The sequence below is a fragment of the Curtobacterium sp. PhB25 genome (assembly GCF_004365375.1).
GTDB lineage: Bacteria > Actinomycetota > Actinomycetes > Actinomycetales > Microbacteriaceae > Curtobacterium.
On sequence record NZ_SODR01000003.1, the window covers coordinates 251,673 to 270,274 of the forward strand.

Here is an 18,602-nt window from a genome sequence, read left to right on the forward strand (position 1 = left end):
CCGAAAAGGGGGAACGGACAGTACCTGTCAGTCGCCCAGCCGCCCTGGTTACCGTGAGGCATGCGCGTGCTGATGGTGGAGGACGAAGCCGGTCTGGTGACCGCGTTGCGCGTCGCCCTGCAGCGTGAGGGGTACGCGGTCGACGCCGCCGGCACGCTCGGGGACGCCCGCGGGAAGCTCGCCGTCACGGACTACGACATCGTCCTGCTCGACGTGAACCTGCCGGACGGGGACGGCTTCGAGCTCGCCGGCGAACTCCGGTCGACCGGCGAACCCGGTGGGTCCGGTGGCCCCGGCCCACGGATCCTCATGCTCACCGCCCGCGGCCAGCTGCGCGATCGGGTCCGCGGGCTCGACCTCGGTGCCGACGACTACCTGGTGAAACCGTTCGCGCTCGTCGAGCTCACCGCCCGGATGCGCGCACTCACCCGGCGCTCGGGCGAGGCCGCGTCCTCCGTGCTCGTCGACGGCCCGATCGTCGTCGACACCGCGCGGCAGCTCGCGCGCCGTGGCGACCGCGAACTCGCGCTGACCCTGAAGGAGTTCGGGGTGCTCCGGTACCTGCTCGGCCGTGTCGGCTACGTGGTGTCGGCAGAGGAACTGCTCGAGCACGTGTGGGACGAGAACGCCGACCCGTTCACGCAGACCGTCCGGGTCACGGTGGGCACGCTCCGCCGGAAGCTCAGCGTCGCGGACGAAGAGCCGGCGATCGAGACCGTCGTCGGCCGCGGGTACCGGCTCCGGGAACTCACCGAGGACGGCACCGGGGACTCGTCGACGCTCGGAGCGCCAGCCGCGCCGGTACGGGCGGTCGGCGCGGCCGGCGCTGCCGGCGCTGCGTCGTGAGCGCGCTCGACCGCGCCAGGCGCGAGGTCGGCCACCGCCGGTTCCTCCGCCTGCCGGCCTGGGCACGCACGATCCGGATGCGCCTGACCCTGACGTACAGCGCCGTCCTGTTCGGGATCACCGCACTCGCCCTCGCCGCCGTCTACGTCGCCCTGTCGAGCACGGTCAGCGCCGAGCCCCTCAACCCCGTCACGGTGAAGAAGTTCTACAAGGCCGCCGACGGCACGATCGTCTACAAGCCCGGCGAGCAGTTCCAGGTCGCCGACCTCGAGACGGTGCAGCGCGCCGTCAACTACACGTCCCTGCAGTCGCTGCAGCAGTACTCGATCATCGCCCTCGTCGTGATGTTCGTCCTGAGCCTGGCGATCGGCTGGTGGGTCGCCGGCCGCGCGCTCCGCCCCGTCGGTGCGATCACCCGGGCGACGCAGGAGATCACCGCGACCGACCTGTCACGCCGCATCGACGCGTCAGGACCTCCCGACGAGCTGCACACCCTCGCCGACACCATCGACGGGATGCTCGACCGGCTCGACCGCGCGTTCCGGGCCGAACGGATGCTCGTCGAGGACGTCTCCCACGAACTGCGGAACCCCGTCGCCGTCGTGCAGTCGAACGTCGAGGCCGTCCTCGCGGACGACGCCGCTACCCCGGCCGAACGGCAGGCGTCAGCCGACGTCGTGCTGCAGTCCACCCGGCGGATGAGCCGCCTGCTCGAGGACCTGCTCGCGACCGCCCGCACCCGGTCCGAGGCCTTCACCGACCGCGACGTCGACGTCGCGCGGCTGGCCGCGTCCGCTGCTGCGGAGTACGGGATCCTGGCGAGCCGCCGCGACCTCACGATCCGCGAGCGGATCCACGGCGGCCCGGTGGTGTTCGCCGATCCCGACGCCCTGTCGCGCGCACTCGGCAACCTGCTCTCGAACGCCGTCCGGCTCGCACCCGTCGGCTCCACCGTGACGATCGGCGTCGGGAGCGTCCGCGGGTGGGCGTGGCTCGCGGTGCGTGACGAGGGCCCCGGCATCGGCGACGATGCCCGGCCACGGGTGTTCGACCGCTTCTACCGGGAGTCCTCGGACGCCTCCACCGGCAGCGGCCTCGGGCTGTCGATCGCGCGCCAGATCGTGGAGAGCCACGAGGGCCGCCTCCGCCTCGAGAGTCGCGGCTCCGACGGGTCGACCTTCGTCATCTGGTTGCCGGAGCGCGCCGTGCCGGGCGCGCCGACGAGGACGGACGAGCCGCCGGACGGCGACCCGCTCGCCTGAGTGCCGACCCCGTGACGGCCAGGAGGCCCGTGGCGGCGCCGCCACGGGCCTCCTGGCCGTCTCCTGGTCCGCGTCAGGCCTCCGGGATCACCCGCTCGAAGCGGCTCGTGTCCGCACCGTCGGGGTCCGGGCCGTTCCGGCGGCCCGTGTCGAGCTCGTCCAAGGCCCTGAGGTCGTCGTCGGACAGTACGAAGTCGAAGACGTCGAAGTTCTCCGCGATCCGTCCGGGGTTCGTCGACTTCGGGATCGCGTTCCGCCCCTGCTGCACGTGCCAGCGGAGCATCACCTGCGCCGGCGTCTTGCCGTGCGTCTGGGCGATGGTCCGGATCGTCGGGTCGTCCATCACGCTGACCCGCTCGTCACCCCAGCCCGGGTAGAAGGTGATCCCGCCGATGGGGGACCACGCCTGGTCGAGGACCCCGTGCTCCGCGTCGGCGCGCTGCACGTCCGGCTGCGTGAAGTACGGGTGCAGCTCGACCTGGTTGAGCGCCGGGATGACGTCGGTCGCGTCGAGCAGCGACTGCAGGTGGTGCGGCATGAAGTTGCTCACGCCGATCGCTCCGACCCGACCGTCGGCGTACAGCGTCTCGAGCGCCTTGTACGCCTGCACCGTCCGTTCGAAGCGGTCCGGCGCGGGCTGGTGCAGGATCAGCACGTCGACGCGGTCGAACCCGAGCTTGCCGGTGGCCTTCTCGAACGCGTGCAGGGTCTCGTCGTAGCCGTAGTCGGAGACCCAGATCTTCGTCTCGACCACGATCTCGTCGCGGTCGACGCCGGAGGCGCGGATGCCCTCGCCGACCTCGCGTTCGTTGCCGTACGCGGCGGCGGTGTCGATGTGGCGGTACCCGGTCTCCAGTGCCGTGCGGACCGCGTCCACGGTCTCGTCGGGTGCGCTCTGGAACACGCCGAAGCCGATCGCGGGGATCTCGAGTCCGTTGTTGAGGGTGAGTGTGTCCATGCCCACGACGCTAGGCCGGTGCCCCTGACCCTGACGGGTACCAGCAGCCCCTTCTTCCCCGCCCGGCACCGTCCTACCGTGGACGCATGGACACCAAGAGCGAAGTGCGCGACTTCCTCCGCACCCGCCGCGAACGCGTCACGCCGCAGCAGGTCGGGCTGCCCGACTTCGGTGGCGCCCGACGGGTCAAGGGTCTCCGCCGCGAGGAGCTCGCGCTCGTCGCCGGCATGAGCGTCGACTACTACATCCGCCTCGAGCGCGGGAACCTCACCGGCGTCTCGGAGAGCGTGCTCGAGTCGCTGTCGCGCGCGTTGCGCCTCGACGACGCCGAGCACGCGCACCTGTTCGACCTGGCCCGCGTGCAGAACGCCTCGGCGACCACGCGGCGGAAGCCCCCGACGTCGAAGGTCCGACCGAACGTGCAGCGCATGCTCGACGGCATGACGATGCCCGCGTGGGTCCGGAACGGCCGCTCGGACTTCCTGGCCGGCAACGCCTTGGCACGTGCGCTCTACTCGCCGCTCTTCCTCGACCCCGCCGGCACCCCGAACACCGCCCGCTTCGCGTTCCTCGACCCGCGCGGTCAGGAGTTCTGGCGCGACTGGGACGTCGTCGCGAGCGACATGGTGGCCGTGCTCCGTGCCGAGGCCGCCCGGTCGCCGTACGACAAGGGGCTGACCGACCTGATCGGCGAGCTCTCCACCCGCAGCGAGGAGTTCCGGCAGCGCTGGGCCGCGCACGGCGTCATGCGGCACCTGAACGGCTCGAAGCGGGTGCACCACCCCGAGGTCGGCGACCTCGACCTGACGTACGAGACGATGGAGCTCGCGACCGACACCGGTCTGACGCTCATCGCCTACGGCACCGAGCCGGGCTCACCGTCCGAGGAGCGCCTGCAGCTGCTCGCGAACCTCGTCGCCACGACGGCCGCAGCCGTCCCGGAACCGGAGGACGCATGAGCGAGACCGAGTCCGTCCCGACGACCGCAGCCGCCGCGCCGCTCGGGTTCCTGGGCCGGTTGCGGTTCCGCTGGCGCGCGGAGCAGGAGATCCACGACCTGACCCGCGACCGTGCGCTCGAGGAGCGCGTGCGTGCCGAGGCCGCTGTGCGGCTCGCGCCCGGCCCGTGGCACCTCGGCGAGCTGTTCCGACGTCGCTGACGTTGCGCGCGTGCCCAGATGGCGGACGGGAGGCCCGTGGCCAGCTGGCCGCGGGCCTCCCGTCCGTCAGTCGGTCGCGTTCACCGGCGACGTGCGGCGGGCACCAGGGTGTGCTGCCCGTAGCTGTTGTCGTCGGGGTTGATCGTGACGCCCGGTGCGACGAGCTCGTCGATGCGGTCCAGGACCTCGTCGCTGAGCACGCGGTCGGCGGCAGGGAGCTGCGACTCGAGCTGCTCCATGGTGCGCGGGCCGATGATCGCGCTCGTGACGCCGGGGTGCCGGATCGCCCACGCCAGCGACATCTCGATGAGGGACATGTCCTGCGACTCGGCCAGGAGTGCGAGTTCCTCGACGATGTCGAGCTTCCGCTGGTTCGCGGGCGTCGACATGTCGAACCGGGCCGCGGGGCGGTGCTTCGCCGTCGGGGTGCCGGGAGCGTCCTTGCGCCAGCGGCCACTGAGCCAGCCGCCGCCGAGCGGGCTGTAGACGAGGGTGCCCATGCCGTAGCGCTGCGTGGTCGGCAGGACGTCCTCCTCGATGCCACGCACCAGGATCGAGTACGGCGGCTGCTCGGTGCGGAAGCGCTCCAGGCCACGGCGCTCCGAGGTCCACTGGGCCTCGACGATCTCGGCGCCCGAGTACGACGACGATCCGATGTTCCGGACCTTGCCCTGGCGGACCAGGTCGGTCAGGGCGCCCAGGGTCTCCTCGACGTCCGTCGTCGGGGACGGGCGGTGCACCTGGTACAGGTCGATGTGGTCCGTGCCGAGGCGGCGCAGGGAGTTCTCGACCTCCTGCATGATCCAGCGGCGCGAGCCCCCGGAGCGGTTCGGGCCCTCACCCATCGGCATGAAGAACTTGGTGGCGAGCACGACGTCGTCACGGCGGTCCTTGATGGCCTTGCCGACGATCTCCTCGGAGACGCCGTCCGAGTAGGCGTCGGCGGTGTCGACGAAGTTGATGCCCGCGTCGAGGGCGCGGTGGATGATCCGGATCGAGTCGTCGACGTCGGCGTTCGCCCACGGACCGAACATCATGGTGCCCAGAGCGAGCGGGCTCACCTCGACGCCGGTGCGTCCGAGCTGGCGGTACTCCATGGTTTCCTCTCCGTGCCCGCGGGTCTCGCCGGGCACGGCTGCCACGCTAGGCCGGTCACCCACGGCGAAAGGGGGGAGGCCCTTACCTCCCTCGGCCGGCGGAGCGGTCGTAGCGTCGGGGACATGACGTTCGCCGAGACCGACCCCGAGTTCGCCCAGTACCACGCCGACTTCGTGGACGAGACGCTGCAGCACGCGTCGCTCAGCAGCCACGACCGCGCGGTCGTGCAGCTCGGCGCGATGATCGCCGCCGGCGCGCAGACCGCCTTCCGACAGCTGCTCGGCGCCGCGCTCGACGAATCACTGACCCCGGTCGAGGCGAAGGAGATCGGGTACCAGGCCGTCGCCTACGTCGGGTCCGCACGCGCCTCGGACTTCCTCACGATCACCAACGACGTGCTGATCGCGCGCGGTGTCGAGTTGCCGCTCCCGGGCCAGTCGACGACCACCCCCGACGACCGACTCGAACGGGGCCGTGCGGTCCAGAGCGCCGTCGTCGGCGCCGGACGTGTCGACGCGATGTACGAGAACGCGGCCGACGACACCGTGCACCTCCAGCGGTTCCTGTCCGGCAACTGCTTCGGCGACACCGTCGGACGGGACGGGCTCGACCTGCCGACGCGTGAGCTGCTGACGTTCGCGGTCCTCGTCGCGCTCGGTGGTGCGGACGCGCAGGTCACGGGACACGTCGCGGGCAACCTGCACGTCGGGAACACCCGGCAGCAGCTGCTCGACGTGCTCACCGTCCTGGTGCCGGTGATCGGCTACCCGCGGACGCTCAACGGGCTCGCCGCCGTGAACGAGGGTGCGCCCGCCGCTTGAGGTCGCGGCCGGTCCCTCAGGCGACGAGGGGGCCGGCGACCTCGAGCTGGTCGTGGTCGACCTGCCAACGGACGGCGTCGAGCACCGTCTGTTCGGCGGTGAAGCCCGGCGTGTAGCCGAGCAGACGGCGGGCCTTCTCGACGCTGAACACCTGGCTGCGTGACAGGTGCTCCCAGCTGGCGCCAGCGTGCTCTGGAGTGGTGGTCTCGCGGAACCGGTCCCAGCTGACGGGCTCGAGCCGGGCCTCCTGGCCGAACCACGACGCTGCCAGGTGGGCGTACCCACGCGCGGTGAGCGCCGTCGGGGCCGTGATGAAGAAGTCCTCGCCGACCGCCGCCTCGCGGTGTTCGACGGCGAGCTGGAAGGCCTGCGCGACGTCGTCCGCGTGCACGTGGGCCATGGTCTCGGCACCGAGACCGGGGACCTCGATCGCCTCGCCGGCGGACAGCCTCGTCAGCACCGACGGGTCGAGGTTGCCGAGCGGACCGATCGGCATCCAGCCCGGACCGCTGATGTGACCCGGGTGCAGCGTCGTCGTCGCCAAACCCCCTGACACGGTTTCTTCCTTGAGCATCCGCGCGATCGCGTCCTTCTGCACGCCGTAGTCGCCGAAGGGCGGCGTGAAGTCGTCCTCGGTGATCGGCAGCACACGGGATGCACCCGCGCGCCAGATCGAGCCGCAGTGCACGAGGTGCGTGCCCGTGCCGCGGAGCGCTTCGACGAGGGCGGCGGCGGACGACTCGGTGAAGCAGACCAGGTCGACGACGGCATCGGCGTCGAGCGCAGCGATCCGCGTTCCGAACGTGCCGTCGCGGTCCTCCTGCTCACGGTCCGCGGTGACGCGTTCGACCCGCTGCCACTCGGGGGAGTCGGCGTAGGGGGTGCTGGTGCCGCGACTGATGGCGACGACCTCGTGACCGGCGCGGACGAGGCGGGGGACGAGGAACGTGCCGATGTGGCCGGTGGCTCCGATGACGACGATGCGCATCAGTCGGCGGTGATGACCTTCACGGAGCCGGCGATGGTCGCGGCGTCCTCGGCGAGCGCCACGACCGGGTCGGGCAGGCGGGTGGTGGCACCGACGAGCTTGCGGGCACCCCACCCGACGAACGACCCGACGATCGCACCGACGCCGCCGAGGATCGCGCCCTCGATGCGCAGGTCGCGCTTGCCGGTCGTGCCGAGTGCTGCGCCGACGAGCGCACCGGACCCGATGCGGCCGATCAGGCCGGCGGGGGAGATGCGGTTCGGGGTCATCGGCAGCTTGTCGCCGATGAGTTCACCGACGGCCGAGGCGACGAGGAGTCCGCGGCCGAGCGGGGTGCTGAAGACCTTCCAGTCCTGCCACGACCCCTTCAGCGAGGACCGGTCGTGGTTCAGCGCCAGCACCGCGAGCGGGGTGGCGCTGCGGCCGCCGCTCAGGATGCCGAGCACCAGGGTGCGGACCAGGGTGTGCTGCTCGTGCTGCGTGCTCATCGTGTCTCCAGTCGTGATCAGGTCCGACCGTACGCACGCGGGCCGCGAGCGCTCCGAGGGTCCTCACGGACTGCGGGTACTGAGCCGGCCCGAGTAGCGTCCGCCGCATGAGCAACGTCATCGTCTTCGGCGGCCACGGCAAGGTCGCACTCCTCACCACCCGCATCCTCAGCGACCGCGGCCACTCGGTCACCTCGGTCATCCGCGACGCGGACCAGTCCGACGAGATCCGTGCCCACGGCGGCGAACCCCGTGTCGCGGACATCCAGCAGCAGTCCCTGACCGACTTCGCGGAGCTCGTCCACGGGCACGACGCCGTCGTGTGGTCGGCCGGTGCCGGCGGCGGGTCCGTCGACCGCACCTGGGCGATCGACCGCGACGCCGCGATCCTGTCGGTGCAGGGCGCGAAGCAGGCTGGCGTCGACCGCTACGTCATGGTGTCGTGGTCCGGGTCGCAGCTCGACCACGGGGTACCGCAGGACAACGACTTCTTCGCCTACGCGCAGTCGAAGGCGATCGCCGACGCCGTGGTGCGCGACTCCGGTCTGCAGTGGACCATCGTGGCGCCGAGCACCCTGACGGACGACGACGCCACCGGTTCGGTCGACTGGGCGGGCTCGTCGAGCGACGTGCCGCGCGGCGACGTCGCACACGTGATCGCCGACGTGCTCGAGACCCCCGGCACGGCGGGCAACACCATCCGGTTCAACTCGGGATCGACCCCGATCGCGGACTTCCTGCGCGCCGACGCGGTCTGAGGACCCCGACGGGGTCTGACGACGGCCCGCGGCCCGCAGCCGCGCTTCAGTAGATCGCTGCGATGCCGGTCATGTCGCCGAGCCCGAGCGTGCGTGAGCCGGTGTCGCAGTACCCGCCGGACGGCTCCATGACCTGACCGGTTCCGGTCTTGACGTGGCCGAGTCCGTACAGGTGTCCCCACTCGTGGGTGGCGACGGCCTGGGTGTCGAACCGTGCGCCCGAGCAGGTGGTCGTCGAGCTCCACTTGTAGCTGGTGGCGTACCGCTGGTCGGACTCCTTCGCGACGCCGTTGCCGTCGTACCAGACGCACGTCACGCCGAGGGTGCCGGAGGGCAGCTTGCCCCATCCGACGACGCTGTAGCCGTTGCTCTTCGAGCAGCCGCCCTTGTCGGTGAGCCCGGGCACCTGGGTCGCCAGGCGCACGTAGGAGTTCCGGGCCGACGAGGTCACGGTGCGGTCGCACGACGCGATCGTGCCGGTCCACGCGTTCGCCGCCTTGCGCAGGGCGTCCTTGGCGTACGACGACTTCTGGCCGGACTCGTTGTAGTACCACTGCACCGTGCTCGACCAGCGGTACTTGTTCCGTACGTTGGCCGTGCTGGTGCACTTGGTGGTGGCCGCGGTCGTGGCGGCCGGCGCTGCGGGTGCGCCGGCGGCACCGCTGGCTGCCGCGCTCCTCGCCTGCTCGCGGCGCACGGCGGGCGCCGAACCGCTCCAGGTCTCGTCGATGCGGACCGCGACACCGCCGGTGCCGGTGTTCGCGATGACGACCTCCGCAAGCTCCGGAGCACCCGGCGCCGCGGAGCTGCTCGCCATCACGCTCTCACCGGGCGCCGGCACGGCGAAGGTGCGGCCGTCGGGCAGCGCGACCGTGCCCGACGAGACCGTGCACCCCGACCGGAGCGTCTGCACCGAGAGCGTCCCCGTGGCGCAGCGGGTTCCGGCGGCCGGCGTCGATGCCCCCGGCGTCGCCGCCTGCGCGGGTGCCGCCGTCGCGGTGAGGCCGACGACGAGTGCGATGACCGCCCCGGTGGTGAGCGTGTTCCTGACAGGACGCATGGTTGCCCTTCCCGCGGTGGGCCCCTGTGCCCGCCGTCCCTGATCGGGTCCATGCTCGCCGATGAGCCCCGTCAGGTCCAGGGCTGCGCCAACAGGACAGGAAGCGCCCAGCCGTCGCGGTCGGTCAGCGCAGCCGCTCGACCATCGGACACGCGAACGGGTCGCGAGCCGCCAGACCGACCTCGTTGAGGTAGCGGACCACGATGACGTAGGAGTGCACCAGCGTCGTCTCGGTGTACGGCACGCCCTGGTCCGCGCAGTACTTCCGGACCATGTCCCGGGCGGCCCGCAGGTTCGGTCGGGCCATGCTCGGGAACAGGTGGTGCTCGACCTGGTGGTTCAGGCCGCCCATGAAGTACTCGACCCAGGCGCCGCCACCGATGTCGCGCGAGGTCAGGACCTGGCGCGAGAAGAAGTCCACGCGGCGGCCGGGTTCGATGACGGGCATGCCCTTGTGGTTCGGCGCGAACGCGATCCCCATGAGGAACCCGAACACGGCGAGCTGGACACCGAGGAACGCGAAGGCCAGGCCGACCGGCAGGAACCAGAACACGACACCCAGGTAGAGCACGAACCGGCCGACGAAGACCGATCCCTCGGCCCACCGTCGCTTCACCGGGCCACGGCTCGTGTACGTGCGGATCGACTGCCAGTGCAGGTTCACGCCCTCGACCAGGAGCATCGGGAAGAACGCGTAGCCCTGCACGCGGACGAGCACACGCAGGAACCCGGTCCGGCTGGCAGCGTCCTCGGGTCGGAACGAGATCGCGTCGAACGAGATGTCGGGGTCCTTGCCGACGGTGTTCGGGTTGGCGTGGTGCCGGGTGTGCTTGTTCATCCACCACGCGTAGCTGATGCCGGTCAGGAACGTGCCGGCGTACCGGGCCGCTCGGTCGTTCCAGTGGTGCGACGCGAAAACCTGTCGGTGGGCAGCCTCGTGCGACAGGAACGCGAACTGCGTGAACAGTGCGCCCAGCACCCCCGCGACGATCAACTGGTACCAGGAGCCGCCGAGCACGGCGAACGCCCCGCCGGTGATGCCGAGCAGCGCGGCGAGCACTGCGATGAGGCCCCAGTACCAGCCCGTGCGGCGACCGAGGAGCCCAGCGGTGCGGACCTGCGCGAGCAGCGCGGTGTACGTGGAGGTGGTGTCGGTCCGAGGCGACCGTCGTTCGGTCTTCCGGTAGCCCGTCGGTACGACCAGTTCGTCGCCCATGCTTTCCTCCTGGATCCAGTGCTGCGCCTGCAACCGGGGTCCGGGGCTACGACTTGCTCGTGATCGTACGCCGGCCCGGACCGGGGACACACGGGATCAGGCGGGGAGGACCAGGCGGCGTTCGACGATGGCCCGGGCGACGTCGGCGAGGCGCTCCTGGTTCGACCGCGCGTACTGCCGCAGCAGTTCGAACGCCGCCTCGGTGTCGACCGAGTGCGTGTACGCCACGAATCCCTTGGCCTGCTCGATCACGACCCGGCTGTCGAGGGCTCGCTGCAACTGCGCCTGCGTCAGCGCCGCGTGTTGCAGGGTCCGCTGCTGCAGGATGCTGATGGTCGCGACGTCGGTCAGGGCCTGAGCAGCCAAGGCATCGTCGCGGTTCAGCGCACCCTCGGTCTCGCGGAACAGGTTGAGCGACCCGAGCGTGGTGTCCCGCAACCGCATCGGGATCGCGTGCACCGACGCGTACCCCGACTCGGCGGACGCGGCGGCGAACGTCGGCCACCGGCGTTGCATCTCCGCCTGGTCACTGACGGACACCGGACGCCCGGTCGCGAAGCACTCCACGCACGGCCCTTCGCCGGCGTCGAGCTGGAGGAGTCCGACGAAGCTGGACCGCTCACTGGTCGACGCCACGACCTCGAGTTCCTGGTGCTGGTTGGCCAGCAGGATGCCGGCCGCCGAGGCGTCGAAGATGTCGACGACGCTGTCGACCAGGTTCTGCAGCAGGTCGACGACGTCGTACTCGTCGACGAGGGTGTCGGTCAGCGTGACGAAGGTGTCGATGAGCCGGCGCTCGCGGGTCGGTGCCATGGTGCGTGCTCCTCAGTTCTCGGAACCGTACGGCCGGGCGAGGTCGATGCGGCGAGCGATGACGTCGGTGGCGACGTCGCGGACGGTGCGTTCGGTGGCGAAGGCGTGCGCCTGCAGCACGAGGAGGGCGTCGGTGACGTCCACCCCGAGCTGTGCTGCGACCATGCCGGTCGCCTGGTGCACCTCTCGTCGGGAGTAGCGGCTGGTGCCCATGTCGGCACGACCGTCGGCGGCCGCAGCGAGCAGGGCACCACGGAGCACCCGACGGGCTGCGACCTCGGTGAGCTCCACGGCGCCGCGGATCTGCCCCACGGTCAGGGTGCGCTCGCTGTCCACGGACAGGTCGACGGCGCCGACGGGGATCGTCCCGATGCGCATCGGGAACGAGAACACCGCCCCGACCCCGGCGCGCAGGAGTTCCTCGAGCGCGAGGGGCCAGTCGGTGTTCGTCGTGCCGGACAGGTCGGACTCCAGGACCGGGCGGCGGGTCGTCAACGCCTGCCAGCACGGGCCCTCGCCGAGGTCGAACTGGATCTCGTCGATCCGCGCGGCGCGCGCGTCGCTCGCGCACACCGTCGCCGACCCGAGTGGGTTGCCGAGGGTGGAGATGCCGACCCCGGTCACGGGCAGCGTCGTCAGGAACGGCGGGCACATGTCGGTGCCGTCGGGTGCGGCCTGCAGTGCGGAGACTGCCGTCGTGAAGTCGTTCATCGCGAGGAAACCATCCGGGTCCGTGAACACGGGGCTGATCCGGTCCCCGCGTGCTGCAACGCTAGCGCAGTGCCCCGCTGGCGTCGCCCGCCGGGCACGTCGACCCGCGCGGACACGGTCAGCCCGCGCTGACGCGCGACGGCTCCGGCACGAAGTGGATCCGCTCCGCCGCTCGCGTGACCTCGCGGGCCCGGGCCGTGCGGTCGTCGAACTCGATGCGCGCTGCGTCACGGACCTGCTCCTTGTCGAACAACGACGCCCGGCTCACGACGTCGACGATCGTCGCCACCACCGTGGCGAGACCGCGTTCGAGCTGTCCGAGGTTCGTGTTGCCGATGACGAGACGACGGTCCTGCACGTCGAGCGTGACGTCGGGGTAGCCGGCCGTCACGAGCTGCGCGTGTCCGTCGGCACCGCGGAGGCCGGCCATCTCGGCTGCGTCGGGTCGGCGGTTGAACACCGCCGGGACGTCGTAGTACTTCGCCGCCGTGGGCTTGCCGAGCTCGGTGGGCAGGCCGGAGGCCACCACACTCGTGAGCGCGAGCGGCGTCGAGGCCGCCTCGGACTGGTCCGTCATGATGACTCCCTTGGCGGATCCCCGCGGGAGCTCGAGAGGATCTCGGACTCGGTACGGCGACACCGTGGCGTCAGTGTGGGACCCGCGGATGTGAGCACTCCCAGCCGCGGCCCGACGCCGGGGCTCCACCACGCCCAGGCGTCACCCTGCTCAGGCGAACTGCGCGTAGAACGCCGACGGGTCCTGCGACAGCGACGCCTTCACCGCGCTGCTCCACTCGTCGACGACGACCTCGGCCGCGCCCCGCTCGACGCCGTCCAGCGCGGCCCGCGCCACGTCGGCCGGGTCGACCTTCGGCCCCTCGTAGCCGTCCATCATGTCCGTGTCCGCCGCCCCGAGGTGCAGCCCTTGCACGCTGATCCCCTTGCCGGCGAGCTCCAACCGGACGGCGTTCGTCAGGTTCCACTCGGCGGCCTTCGCCGCCGCGTACGCGCCGGATCCCGGGTAGACGAACCAGGACAGTGCGGACAGGACGTTCACGATGCCGCCGCCGCCGTTCCGCTCGATCACCGGTGCGAACGCCCGGATCATCGCGAGGTTCCCCCAGTAGTGCGTGTCCATCTCGCGGCGCGCATCGGTCAGGTCGTCGGTGAGCAGCGAGCCCGTCGTCGAGATGCCCGCGTTGTTCACGAGCAGGGTGACGTCGCCGGCGGCTGCGGCCGCCGCCTCGACCGACGCCGGGTCGGTGATGTCGAGCGGCAGCGCCACGACGCCCTCGATGTCCACGAGCTCGGGTCGGCGTGCGGTCGCGTAGACCTTGGTGGCGCCGCGCTCCAGCAGCTGCAGGGCGAAGCGGCGTCCGATGCCCCGGTTCGAGCCGGTGACGAGTGCGACCGATCCAGCGATGTCCATGGTGTCTCCTCCTGCCGCGCGGGTGTCTCCCGCAGCGGCTCGGTTACGCTAAGACCTCACATCCATGTCAGGGGCAAGCCCCGGATCGGAGTCCGCATGCGGATCGGCGACCTCGCCGCGGAGACGGGTGCCAGCGTGCGCTCGCTGCGGTACTACGAGGAGCAGGGACTGCTCGCCGCGTCGCGGACCACCAGCGGGCAGCGCGTCTACGACGCCCCGGCGGTCGAGCGCGTCCAGCTCGTGCAGCAGCTGTTCGCCGCCGGCCTGCCGAGCCGCACCATCGTGCAGCTGTTGCCGTGCGTGGACAGCGGCCACGCGACACCGGAGTCGTTCGCGCTGCTCGTCGCCGAGCGCGACCGGATCACGGCGCAGATGGCGGAGCTCGAGGCCGCGCGTGGCCGGCTCGACGAGGTCATCGCCATCAGCGAGCACCCGACTGCCGAGCACTGCCCGGCCCTGCGTGAGCCGACAGACGGAGCGGTCGCGGCCTGAGACGTGGTGTGGGGCGGACGGGAGGCGCGGGACCGACCCGACCCGCGCCTCCCGTCCTCAGGTGGTCGCCGACAGGGCCGCTGCCACGGCTCGTTCCTGCCGCGCATGCGCGGCGAAGGCGTCGGCGACCGGGGTGCGACGGCGGTCGAGCCCGCCGTCGCCGTCTTCGACGAGGTCGAAGAGGCCCATCGTGAGCAGGTGCTCCTGGCGGGGTGCGTCCGTGTGCCGCCAGGTCCACTCGTACATGTCGAACAGCGGCCACCAGGTGTACCCGACCACCGGGACGCCCTCGGCACGGAGCTCGTGCACGGCGGCCACGGAGGCGTCGAGCCAGCCGATGCGTTCGTCGACGGACCCGGTGACGCACGTCTCGGTCAGCATGACCGGGGCGCCGTACCGCTCGGCGTACGTCGTCAGCACGTCGCGGAGTCCCTCGGCCCCCGTGTCCCGGTACGGACGCGGGTCGGCGAAGCCGCCGCCGTGGTGGACGCCGGCCTCGAAGACCTCGGTGGAGTGCAGGGGGTAGTAGTTGACGCCCATCACGTCCGGCCGGACCGCGTGCTGGCGGAACCAGTCCAGGTCCGCGTCGGTGACCCCGCCGGAGCGGAGCCGTCCGACGAGCGGGTGGTGGTCGTCGACCCCGCCGGTCACGAGGTCCTCGACCAGGAACGTCTGGGCGCGGAGCCGCGCCACGGTGTCGCGGTGCTCGGGGGCATCGACGTCGCCGACGTACCGGATGCCGGCGTCGACGTGCACGAAGGTGGCGGCGTCACCGAGTTCACGGGCGATCGCGTGCTGGGTGGAGACGAACCCCTTCGCCAGCGCCGAGGCGATCCGGGCAGAACCCTCGGCACCGGTCAGGTACGGGGGCCAGTACCCGTACTCACCCGAGAACAGGGCGTGGATGACGGGCTCGTTGACGGGCGTGTAGTCGGTCGCGACGTCGCCGTACCGGGCGGCGAACCGGGCGGCGTACTCCGTGACGTGCGCCGGGTAGTCGGGGTTCGCGAACTGACCGTCGAGCCAGAGCGGTGTGCCGTAGTGCAGCAGGTCGATGACGGGCCGCAGGCCGGTCTCACGGAAGCGCTGCATGACATCGTCGACCCACGACCAGTCCCACAGACCGGGCTCGGGGGCGACCCGGTACCAGGGCACGCCCCAGCGGAGCAGCTCGGCGCCGACGTCGACGGCCAGGCCGAGGTCGGCGGCGTACTGCCGGTAGTGGTCGGTGAGTTCGTACTCGTCGATGGGGCGCTCGCCCGGACGGGCCTGCGGGACGAAGGTGTCCTCGATGCCCAGGGCGAAGTGCAGCCGTCCGTCGTCGGACCAGTGCATGGTGTCTCGTTTCGTGGTGGGCGCGTCCCCGAGGGGACCGCGCGGGGTCGTCGTCACTTGAGCCCGGTGCTGGCGACGCTCTCGATGAAGCGGCGTTGCACGAGCAGGAACATGACGGCGAGGGGCAGCACGGCGATCAGGGCGCCGGCCATCATCACGCCCTGCGGGATGATGCCGCCGGGTCCGGTCAGCAGGGTCAGCCCCGAGGTGATGGTCCCCATGTCCTGGTCCGTGGTGAACACCAGCGGCCAGAGCAGGTCGTTCCAGTTGTTGACGAAGGTGAAGATGCCGAGGGTGAGCAGTGCCGGTACGGCGTTCGGCAGGATGATGCTCCGGAAGATCCGCCACTCGGACGCACCGTCGATGCGCGCCGCGTTGTCGAGGTCGCGGGGGAGCGACACGAAGAACTGCCGGAGGAAGAAGATGCCGAAGGCGTCCGCCGCCCGCGGTGCGATGAGGCCGGCGAAGGTGTTCACCCACCCGAGGTCGGACACGAGCTGGTAGATCGGGATCAGGGTGGCCTGGAACGGGATCATCAGGCTGGCGATGATCACGATGAGCAGGACCTTGCTGCCCCGGAAGTCGAGCCGGGCCAGCGCGTAGGCGGCGAGCGCGTCGAACGCCAGCGCGAAGACGGTCACCCCGCCGGCGAAGGCGAAGCTGTTCAGGATGAGCCGGCCGAACGGCAGCTGTGTGAAGATCGCTCGGAAGTTGTCGAGCGTCCACGTGTGCGGGAACAGCGTCGGCGGGTAGGCGTTCACCTCGCTCGCCGGCTTGAACGCCGTGAACACGATGACGAGCACGGGGAGCAGCACCGCGAGGGTGACGATGAGCACCGCGGCGAAGCCGAGCCAGCGCATCGACGGTGCGCGACGGGCGACGGTCCTGCGCCGGACCGCGGTGGCCGGACGGGGGAGTGCGGTCATGATGCGGTGTCCTCTCCGCGCTTGCCGAAGAACAGGAACTGCACGAGGCTCAGCAGCAGGGTCGCGATCAGCAGCACGTACGCCAGTGCGGATGCGAAGCCGAGGTCGAGGTCCTTGAACCCGGACTGGTAGATCTGCATGACGATCGTCTCGGTGGACCGGTACGGCCCGCCGCCGGTCAGGACGTAGATCTGGTCGAACGCCTGCAGTGCGGCGATGAGCGCGACGATGACGACGAACGCCATGGTGTTGCTGAGCATCGGGAACGTCACGTTCGCGAACCGCTGGCGGCCGTTCGCGCCGTCCAGCTGCGCCGCCTCGTACAGGCTGGTCGGGATCTCCTGCAGCCCCGCCAGGAAGATGACCATGTAGAAGCCGAAGTTCTTCCAGACCGCGACGAGCACCACGGTCGGCATCGCCAGGGCCGGGTCCTGCAGGACGTTGCCGAGCCGGATGCCGCCCACCTGGAGCCAGTGGTTCAGCAGGCCGATCTGCGGGTCGAGCAGGTACGACCACGCGAACGCGGCGACCGCCAGGGACACGATGAACGGCAGGAACAGCGCCGAGCGGAAGAAGCCGCGGAACGGCAACGCCGGGTGGTTGAGCGCCAGGGCCAGCACCAGCGCCACGGCGATCGCGACCGGGGTGAACAGCACCGAGTACAGCGCCGTGTTGCCGATCGAGCGGACCACGTCCGGGTCGGTGAAGACCCGGACGTAGTTCGCGAAGCCGACCCAGCTCGGGTCACCGAAGCCGCTGGCGTCCGTGAAGGACAGCCGCAGTGCCGAGAGCATCGGCCACAGGACGAACGCCCCGAGGATGACGATCGCGGGTGCGAGGAAGCCGACGACGGTCGCACGGCGGCGGAAGGTCCCGTTCAGGGGCGTCCGGCCGCCGAGCTGTCCCGGGGGTCGGTACCGACGGCGTCGGCCGAGTTGCTGCGTGGTCATCGTGGTCCTCTACTTCAGGGCTGACTGCACGTCGGTGTCTGCGGTGCCGAGGAGCGACTCCGGGTCGCCGCCCGCGATCGACTTCTGCGTCGCGGTGTCGAGCGCGGTGAGCACGTCACCGCTGTTCACGACGCCCGGGAGGAGCGGGATCGTCGTGCCGGGCAGACCGGTCAGCGCCGCGACGGTGGGGTTCGCGTCGACGTCGGCGGCGGTCACGTCGGTGCGCAGGGACGGCCAACCCGACCCGAGCGCCCACTTGGTCGCGACGTTCTTCTCGTTGAAGTACCGCAGGAAGTCCTCGGCAGCGGCCTGCTTCGGGTCGTCGGTCTGTGCGGTCACGCCGAGCGAGATGCCGATGGCGGAGGCCACCTGCGCCTTCGGCCCGGCCGGGATCGCGGCGATCCCGTAGTCGATGTCGGACGACTTCGCGACGCCGGCCATCCACGGGCCGCCGATCTCCATGGCGGTCTTGCCGGCGGTGAAGAGCTTGTCGGCCGCGATGCCGTCGACACCGGTCGGCGAGATCTTGTCCTGCCGGATCGCCTTCGCCCAGTACTCGAGCGTCTCGACGTTCGCAGCGGAGTCGATGGTCGACTTGGTCCCGGCGTCGTTCGTGATCGAGCCGCCGTTGCCGGCGAACAGGCTCGGCCAGATGCCGTTGCCGACCGTCTGGTGGTCCGGCAGCACGAGCCCGTACTGCTCCGGGGTGCCGTCGCCGTTCTCGTCCTTCGTCAGCTTCTTCGCGTCGGCGACCCACTCGTCCCACGTCGTCGGGAACGCGTCGATGCCGGCCTCGGCGAAGAGCTTCTTGTTGTAGATCACGGACAGGGGCACGAAGCCACTCGGGACGCCGTACTCCTTGCCGTCGACCTGCTCCATCGCGACGGCCTGCTCCTTGAGCTCGCCGGTGTTGCTGGTGTCGTCGTCGTAGAAGTCGCTCAGGTCGACGAGGGCCTTCTTCTCGGCGTAGACGGGCAGTCGGTCCGAGGTCATCGCGACGATGTCCGGGCCCTTCTTCGCCGTCAGCGCGGGGAGCATCGTGTCGTCGATGACCGCCCACGTCTTCGTCTGGGTCGTGATCGTGACCTTGTCCTGCGACTCGTTGAAGTCCTTGACGATGCCGTCCAGGACCTTGCCGTCAGCCTCGGTGTACCCGTGCCAGAACCTCAGGTCGACGTGGGCGTTCGCGGACGATCCGGGGGAGCCGGCGCACCCGGCCAGGGAGATCGCCGCCGCTGTTGCGAGCGCGACGACCGCGATGTGCTTCTTCATCGAAAACCTGCCATCCGTCC

Annotated in this window: 20 protein-coding genes and 1 pseudogene; 7 read left to right on the forward strand and 14 right to left on the reverse strand. The window is 70.8% G+C overall.

Going from position 1 to position 18,602, the window contains the following annotated elements; translation table 11 throughout:
- Positions 1-60: 60 nt before the first annotated feature.
- Both EDF51_RS08055 and EDF51_RS08060 read left to right on the forward strand, forming a co-directional pair.
- A pseudogene (locus tag EDF51_RS08055) lies at positions 61-741 on the forward strand (response regulator transcription factor); the annotation flags it as partial.
- A gap of 101 nt (positions 742-842) precedes the next feature.
- Positions 843-2,108 carry a HAMP domain-containing sensor histidine kinase gene (locus EDF51_RS08060; RefSeq protein ID WP_208320978.1) on the forward strand — a complete coding sequence of 422 codons (1,266 nt, stop codon included), beginning with the start codon at positions 843-845 and terminating at the stop codon, positions 2,106-2,108.
- A gap of 73 nt (positions 2,109-2,181) precedes the next feature.
- Here the strand turns inward: EDF51_RS08060 and EDF51_RS08065 are convergent, their stop codons facing one another.
- On the reverse strand, positions 2,182-3,066 hold the full coding sequence (locus EDF51_RS08065; protein WP_133938147.1) for an aldo/keto reductase: 885 nt from the start codon (positions 3,064-3,066) through the stop codon (positions 2,182-2,184).
- 86 nt (positions 3,067-3,152) lie between these two features.
- Between EDF51_RS08065 and EDF51_RS08070 the strand changes: the two genes are divergently transcribed.
- Together EDF51_RS08070 and EDF51_RS08075 are read left to right on the forward strand one after the other, a co-directional pair.
- Entirely contained in the window at positions 3,153-4,025 is an 873-nt protein-coding gene (locus tag EDF51_RS08070) for a helix-turn-helix transcriptional regulator (protein ID WP_165901010.1), read from the forward strand.
- Positions 4,022-4,225: a hypothetical protein gene (locus tag EDF51_RS08075; RefSeq protein WP_123671333.1), complete on the forward strand. Its 204-nt coding sequence runs from the start codon at positions 4,022-4,024 to the stop codon at positions 4,223-4,225. Before EDF51_RS08070 ends, EDF51_RS08075 begins: the two co-directional genes overlap by 4 nt.
- Before the next feature lie 80 nt (positions 4,226-4,305).
- Here the strand turns inward: EDF51_RS08075 and EDF51_RS08080 are convergent, their stop codons facing one another.
- Complete coding sequence (locus tag EDF51_RS08080) at positions 4,306-5,322, reverse strand: aldo/keto reductase (protein WP_132099730.1); 1,017 nt, start codon at positions 5,320-5,322, stop codon at positions 4,306-4,308.
- A 123-nt stretch (positions 5,323-5,445) separates the two neighbouring features.
- Between EDF51_RS08080 and EDF51_RS08085 the strand changes: the two genes are divergently transcribed.
- Positions 5,446-6,144: a carboxymuconolactone decarboxylase family protein gene (locus tag EDF51_RS08085; protein ID WP_133938145.1), complete on the forward strand. Its 699-nt coding sequence runs from the start codon at positions 5,446-5,448 to the stop codon at positions 6,142-6,144.
- Between the two features lie 16 nt (positions 6,145-6,160).
- Here the strand turns inward: EDF51_RS08085 and EDF51_RS08090 are convergent, their stop codons facing one another.
- Positions 6,161-7,132, reverse strand: coding sequence for an NAD(P)-dependent oxidoreductase (locus EDF51_RS08090; protein WP_134194476.1), 972 nt, complete (start codon positions 7,130-7,132; stop codon positions 6,161-6,163).
- Positions 7,132-7,620 (reverse strand): DUF4126 family protein, encoded by a 489-nt coding sequence (locus EDF51_RS08095; protein WP_123671330.1) that lies wholly within the window; start codon positions 7,618-7,620, stop codon positions 7,132-7,134. Before EDF51_RS08095 ends, EDF51_RS08090 begins: the two co-directional genes overlap by 1 nt.
- 107 nt (positions 7,621-7,727) lie before the next feature.
- On the opposite strand from EDF51_RS08095, the gene EDF51_RS08100 reads away from it, so the two are divergent.
- Positions 7,728-8,378 carry an SDR family oxidoreductase gene (locus tag EDF51_RS08100; RefSeq protein ID WP_123292977.1) on the forward strand — a complete coding sequence of 217 codons (651 nt, stop codon included), beginning with the start codon at positions 7,728-7,730 and terminating at the stop codon, positions 8,376-8,378.
- 46 nt (positions 8,379-8,424) lie between these two features.
- On the opposite strand, the gene EDF51_RS08105 is transcribed toward EDF51_RS08100, so the two are convergent.
- The 6 genes from EDF51_RS08105 to EDF51_RS08130 form a co-directional block, all read right to left on the reverse strand.
- Positions 8,425-9,438 carry a matrixin family metalloprotease gene (locus EDF51_RS08105; protein WP_123292976.1) on the reverse strand — a complete coding sequence of 338 codons (1,014 nt, stop codon included), beginning with the start codon at positions 9,436-9,438 and terminating at the stop codon, positions 8,425-8,427.
- A 124-nt stretch (positions 9,439-9,562) separates the two neighbouring features.
- Positions 9,563-10,654: an acyl-CoA desaturase gene (locus EDF51_RS08110; RefSeq protein WP_131877861.1), complete on the reverse strand. Its 1,092-nt coding sequence runs from the start codon at positions 10,652-10,654 to the stop codon at positions 9,563-9,565.
- 96 nt (positions 10,655-10,750) lie between these two features.
- Positions 10,751-11,467 carry a GAF and ANTAR domain-containing protein gene (locus EDF51_RS08115; RefSeq protein WP_123339354.1) on the reverse strand — a complete coding sequence of 239 codons (717 nt, stop codon included), beginning with the start codon at positions 11,465-11,467 and terminating at the stop codon, positions 10,751-10,753.
- Positions 11,468-11,479: 12 nt separating this feature from the next.
- Positions 11,480-12,178, reverse strand: a complete 699-nt coding sequence (locus EDF51_RS08120) for a GAF and ANTAR domain-containing protein (RefSeq protein ID WP_131845127.1) — start codon at positions 12,176-12,178, stop codon at positions 11,480-11,482.
- A gap of 118 nt (positions 12,179-12,296) precedes the next feature.
- Complete coding sequence (locus tag EDF51_RS08125) at positions 12,297-12,755, reverse strand: hypothetical protein (protein WP_123339352.1); 459 nt, start codon at positions 12,753-12,755, stop codon at positions 12,297-12,299.
- Between the two features lie 150 nt (positions 12,756-12,905).
- Positions 12,906-13,607: an SDR family oxidoreductase gene (locus EDF51_RS08130; RefSeq protein WP_123292971.1), complete on the reverse strand. Its 702-nt coding sequence runs from the start codon at positions 13,605-13,607 to the stop codon at positions 12,906-12,908.
- 96 nt (positions 13,608-13,703) lie between these two features.
- Here EDF51_RS08130 and EDF51_RS08135 point away from each other — a divergent pair, with 96 nt between their 5' ends.
- On the forward strand, positions 13,704-14,099 hold the full coding sequence (locus tag EDF51_RS08135) for a MerR family transcriptional regulator (RefSeq protein WP_133938141.1): 396 nt from the start codon (positions 13,704-13,706) through the stop codon (positions 14,097-14,099).
- A gap of 57 nt (positions 14,100-14,156) precedes the next feature.
- On the opposite strand, the gene EDF51_RS08140 is transcribed toward EDF51_RS08135, so the two are convergent.
- The 4 genes from EDF51_RS08140 to EDF51_RS08155 are packed head-to-tail and all read right to left on the reverse strand — an operon-like array spanning position 14,157 to position 18,582.
- Entirely contained in the window at positions 14,157-15,434 is a 1,278-nt protein-coding gene (locus EDF51_RS08140) for a family 1 glycosylhydrolase (RefSeq protein WP_133938139.1), read from the reverse strand.
- 53 nt (positions 15,435-15,487) lie between these two features.
- A complete protein-coding gene (locus EDF51_RS08145; protein ID WP_133938137.1) occupies positions 15,488-16,360 on the reverse strand; it encodes a carbohydrate ABC transporter permease in 873 nt (290 codons plus the stop codon).
- On the reverse strand, positions 16,357-17,310 hold the full coding sequence (locus EDF51_RS08150; protein WP_132099213.1) for a sugar ABC transporter permease: 954 nt from the start codon (positions 17,308-17,310) through the stop codon (positions 16,357-16,359). The genes EDF51_RS08145 and EDF51_RS08150 overlap by 4 nt, the downstream gene beginning before the upstream one ends.
- A gap of 9 nt (positions 17,311-17,319) precedes the next feature.
- Positions 17,320-18,582, reverse strand: a complete 1,263-nt coding sequence (locus tag EDF51_RS08155; protein ID WP_133938135.1) for an ABC transporter substrate-binding protein — start codon at positions 18,580-18,582, stop codon at positions 17,320-17,322.
- Positions 18,583-18,602 lie beyond the last annotated feature (20 nt).

Bases quoted from the DNA above. Each gene is read 5' to 3' on its own strand.
- EDF51_RS08065 (WP_133938147.1), bottom strand. From the start codon at position 3,066: ATGGACACACTCACCCTCAACAACGGACTCGAGATCCCCGCGATCGGC.
- EDF51_RS08070 (WP_165901010.1), top strand. From the start codon at position 3,153: ATGGACACCAAGAGCGAAGTGCGCGACTTCCTCCGCACCCGCCGCGAA.
- EDF51_RS08075 (WP_123671333.1), top strand. From the start codon at position 4,022: ATGAGCGAGACCGAGTCCGTCCCGACGACCGCAGCCGCCGCGCCGCTC.
- EDF51_RS08080 (WP_132099730.1), bottom strand. From the start codon at position 5,322: ATGGAGTACCGCCAGCTCGGACGCACCGGCGTCGAGGTGAGCCCGCTC.
- EDF51_RS08085 (WP_133938145.1), top strand. From the start codon at position 5,446: ATGACGTTCGCCGAGACCGACCCCGAGTTCGCCCAGTACCACGCCGAC.
- EDF51_RS08090 (WP_134194476.1), bottom strand. From the start codon at position 7,132: ATGCGCATCGTCGTCATCGGAGCCACCGGCCACATCGGCACGTTCCTC.
- EDF51_RS08095 (WP_123671330.1), bottom strand. From the start codon at position 7,620: ATGAGCACGCAGCACGAGCAGCACACCCTGGTCCGCACCCTGGTGCTC.
- EDF51_RS08100 (WP_123292977.1), top strand. From the start codon at position 7,728: ATGAGCAACGTCATCGTCTTCGGCGGCCACGGCAAGGTCGCACTCCTC.
- EDF51_RS08105 (WP_123292976.1), bottom strand. From the start codon at position 9,438: ATGCGTCCTGTCAGGAACACGCTCACCACCGGGGCGGTCATCGCACTC.
- EDF51_RS08110 (WP_131877861.1), bottom strand. From the start codon at position 10,654: ATGGGCGACGAACTGGTCGTACCGACGGGCTACCGGAAGACCGAACGA.
- EDF51_RS08115 (WP_123339354.1), bottom strand. From the start codon at position 11,467: ATGGCACCGACCCGCGAGCGCCGGCTCATCGACACCTTCGTCACGCTG.
- EDF51_RS08120 (WP_131845127.1), bottom strand. From the start codon at position 12,178: ATGAACGACTTCACGACGGCAGTCTCCGCACTGCAGGCCGCACCCGAC.
- EDF51_RS08125 (WP_123339352.1), bottom strand. From the start codon at position 12,755: ATGACGGACCAGTCCGAGGCGGCCTCGACGCCGCTCGCGCTCACGAGT.
- EDF51_RS08130 (WP_123292971.1), bottom strand. From the start codon at position 13,607: ATGGACATCGCTGGATCGGTCGCACTCGTCACCGGCTCGAACCGGGGC.
- EDF51_RS08135 (WP_133938141.1), top strand. From the start codon at position 13,704: ATGCGGATCGGCGACCTCGCCGCGGAGACGGGTGCCAGCGTGCGCTCG.
- EDF51_RS08140 (WP_133938139.1), bottom strand. From the start codon at position 15,434: ATGCACTGGTCCGACGACGGACGGCTGCACTTCGCCCTGGGCATCGAG.
- EDF51_RS08145 (WP_133938137.1), bottom strand. From the start codon at position 16,360: ATGACCGCACTCCCCCGTCCGGCCACCGCGGTCCGGCGCAGGACCGTC.
- EDF51_RS08150 (WP_132099213.1), bottom strand. From the start codon at position 17,310: ATGACCACGCAGCAACTCGGCCGACGCCGTCGGTACCGACCCCCGGGA.
- EDF51_RS08155 (WP_133938135.1), bottom strand. From the start codon at position 18,582: ATGAAGAAGCACATCGCGGTCGTCGCGCTCGCAACAGCGGCGGCGATC.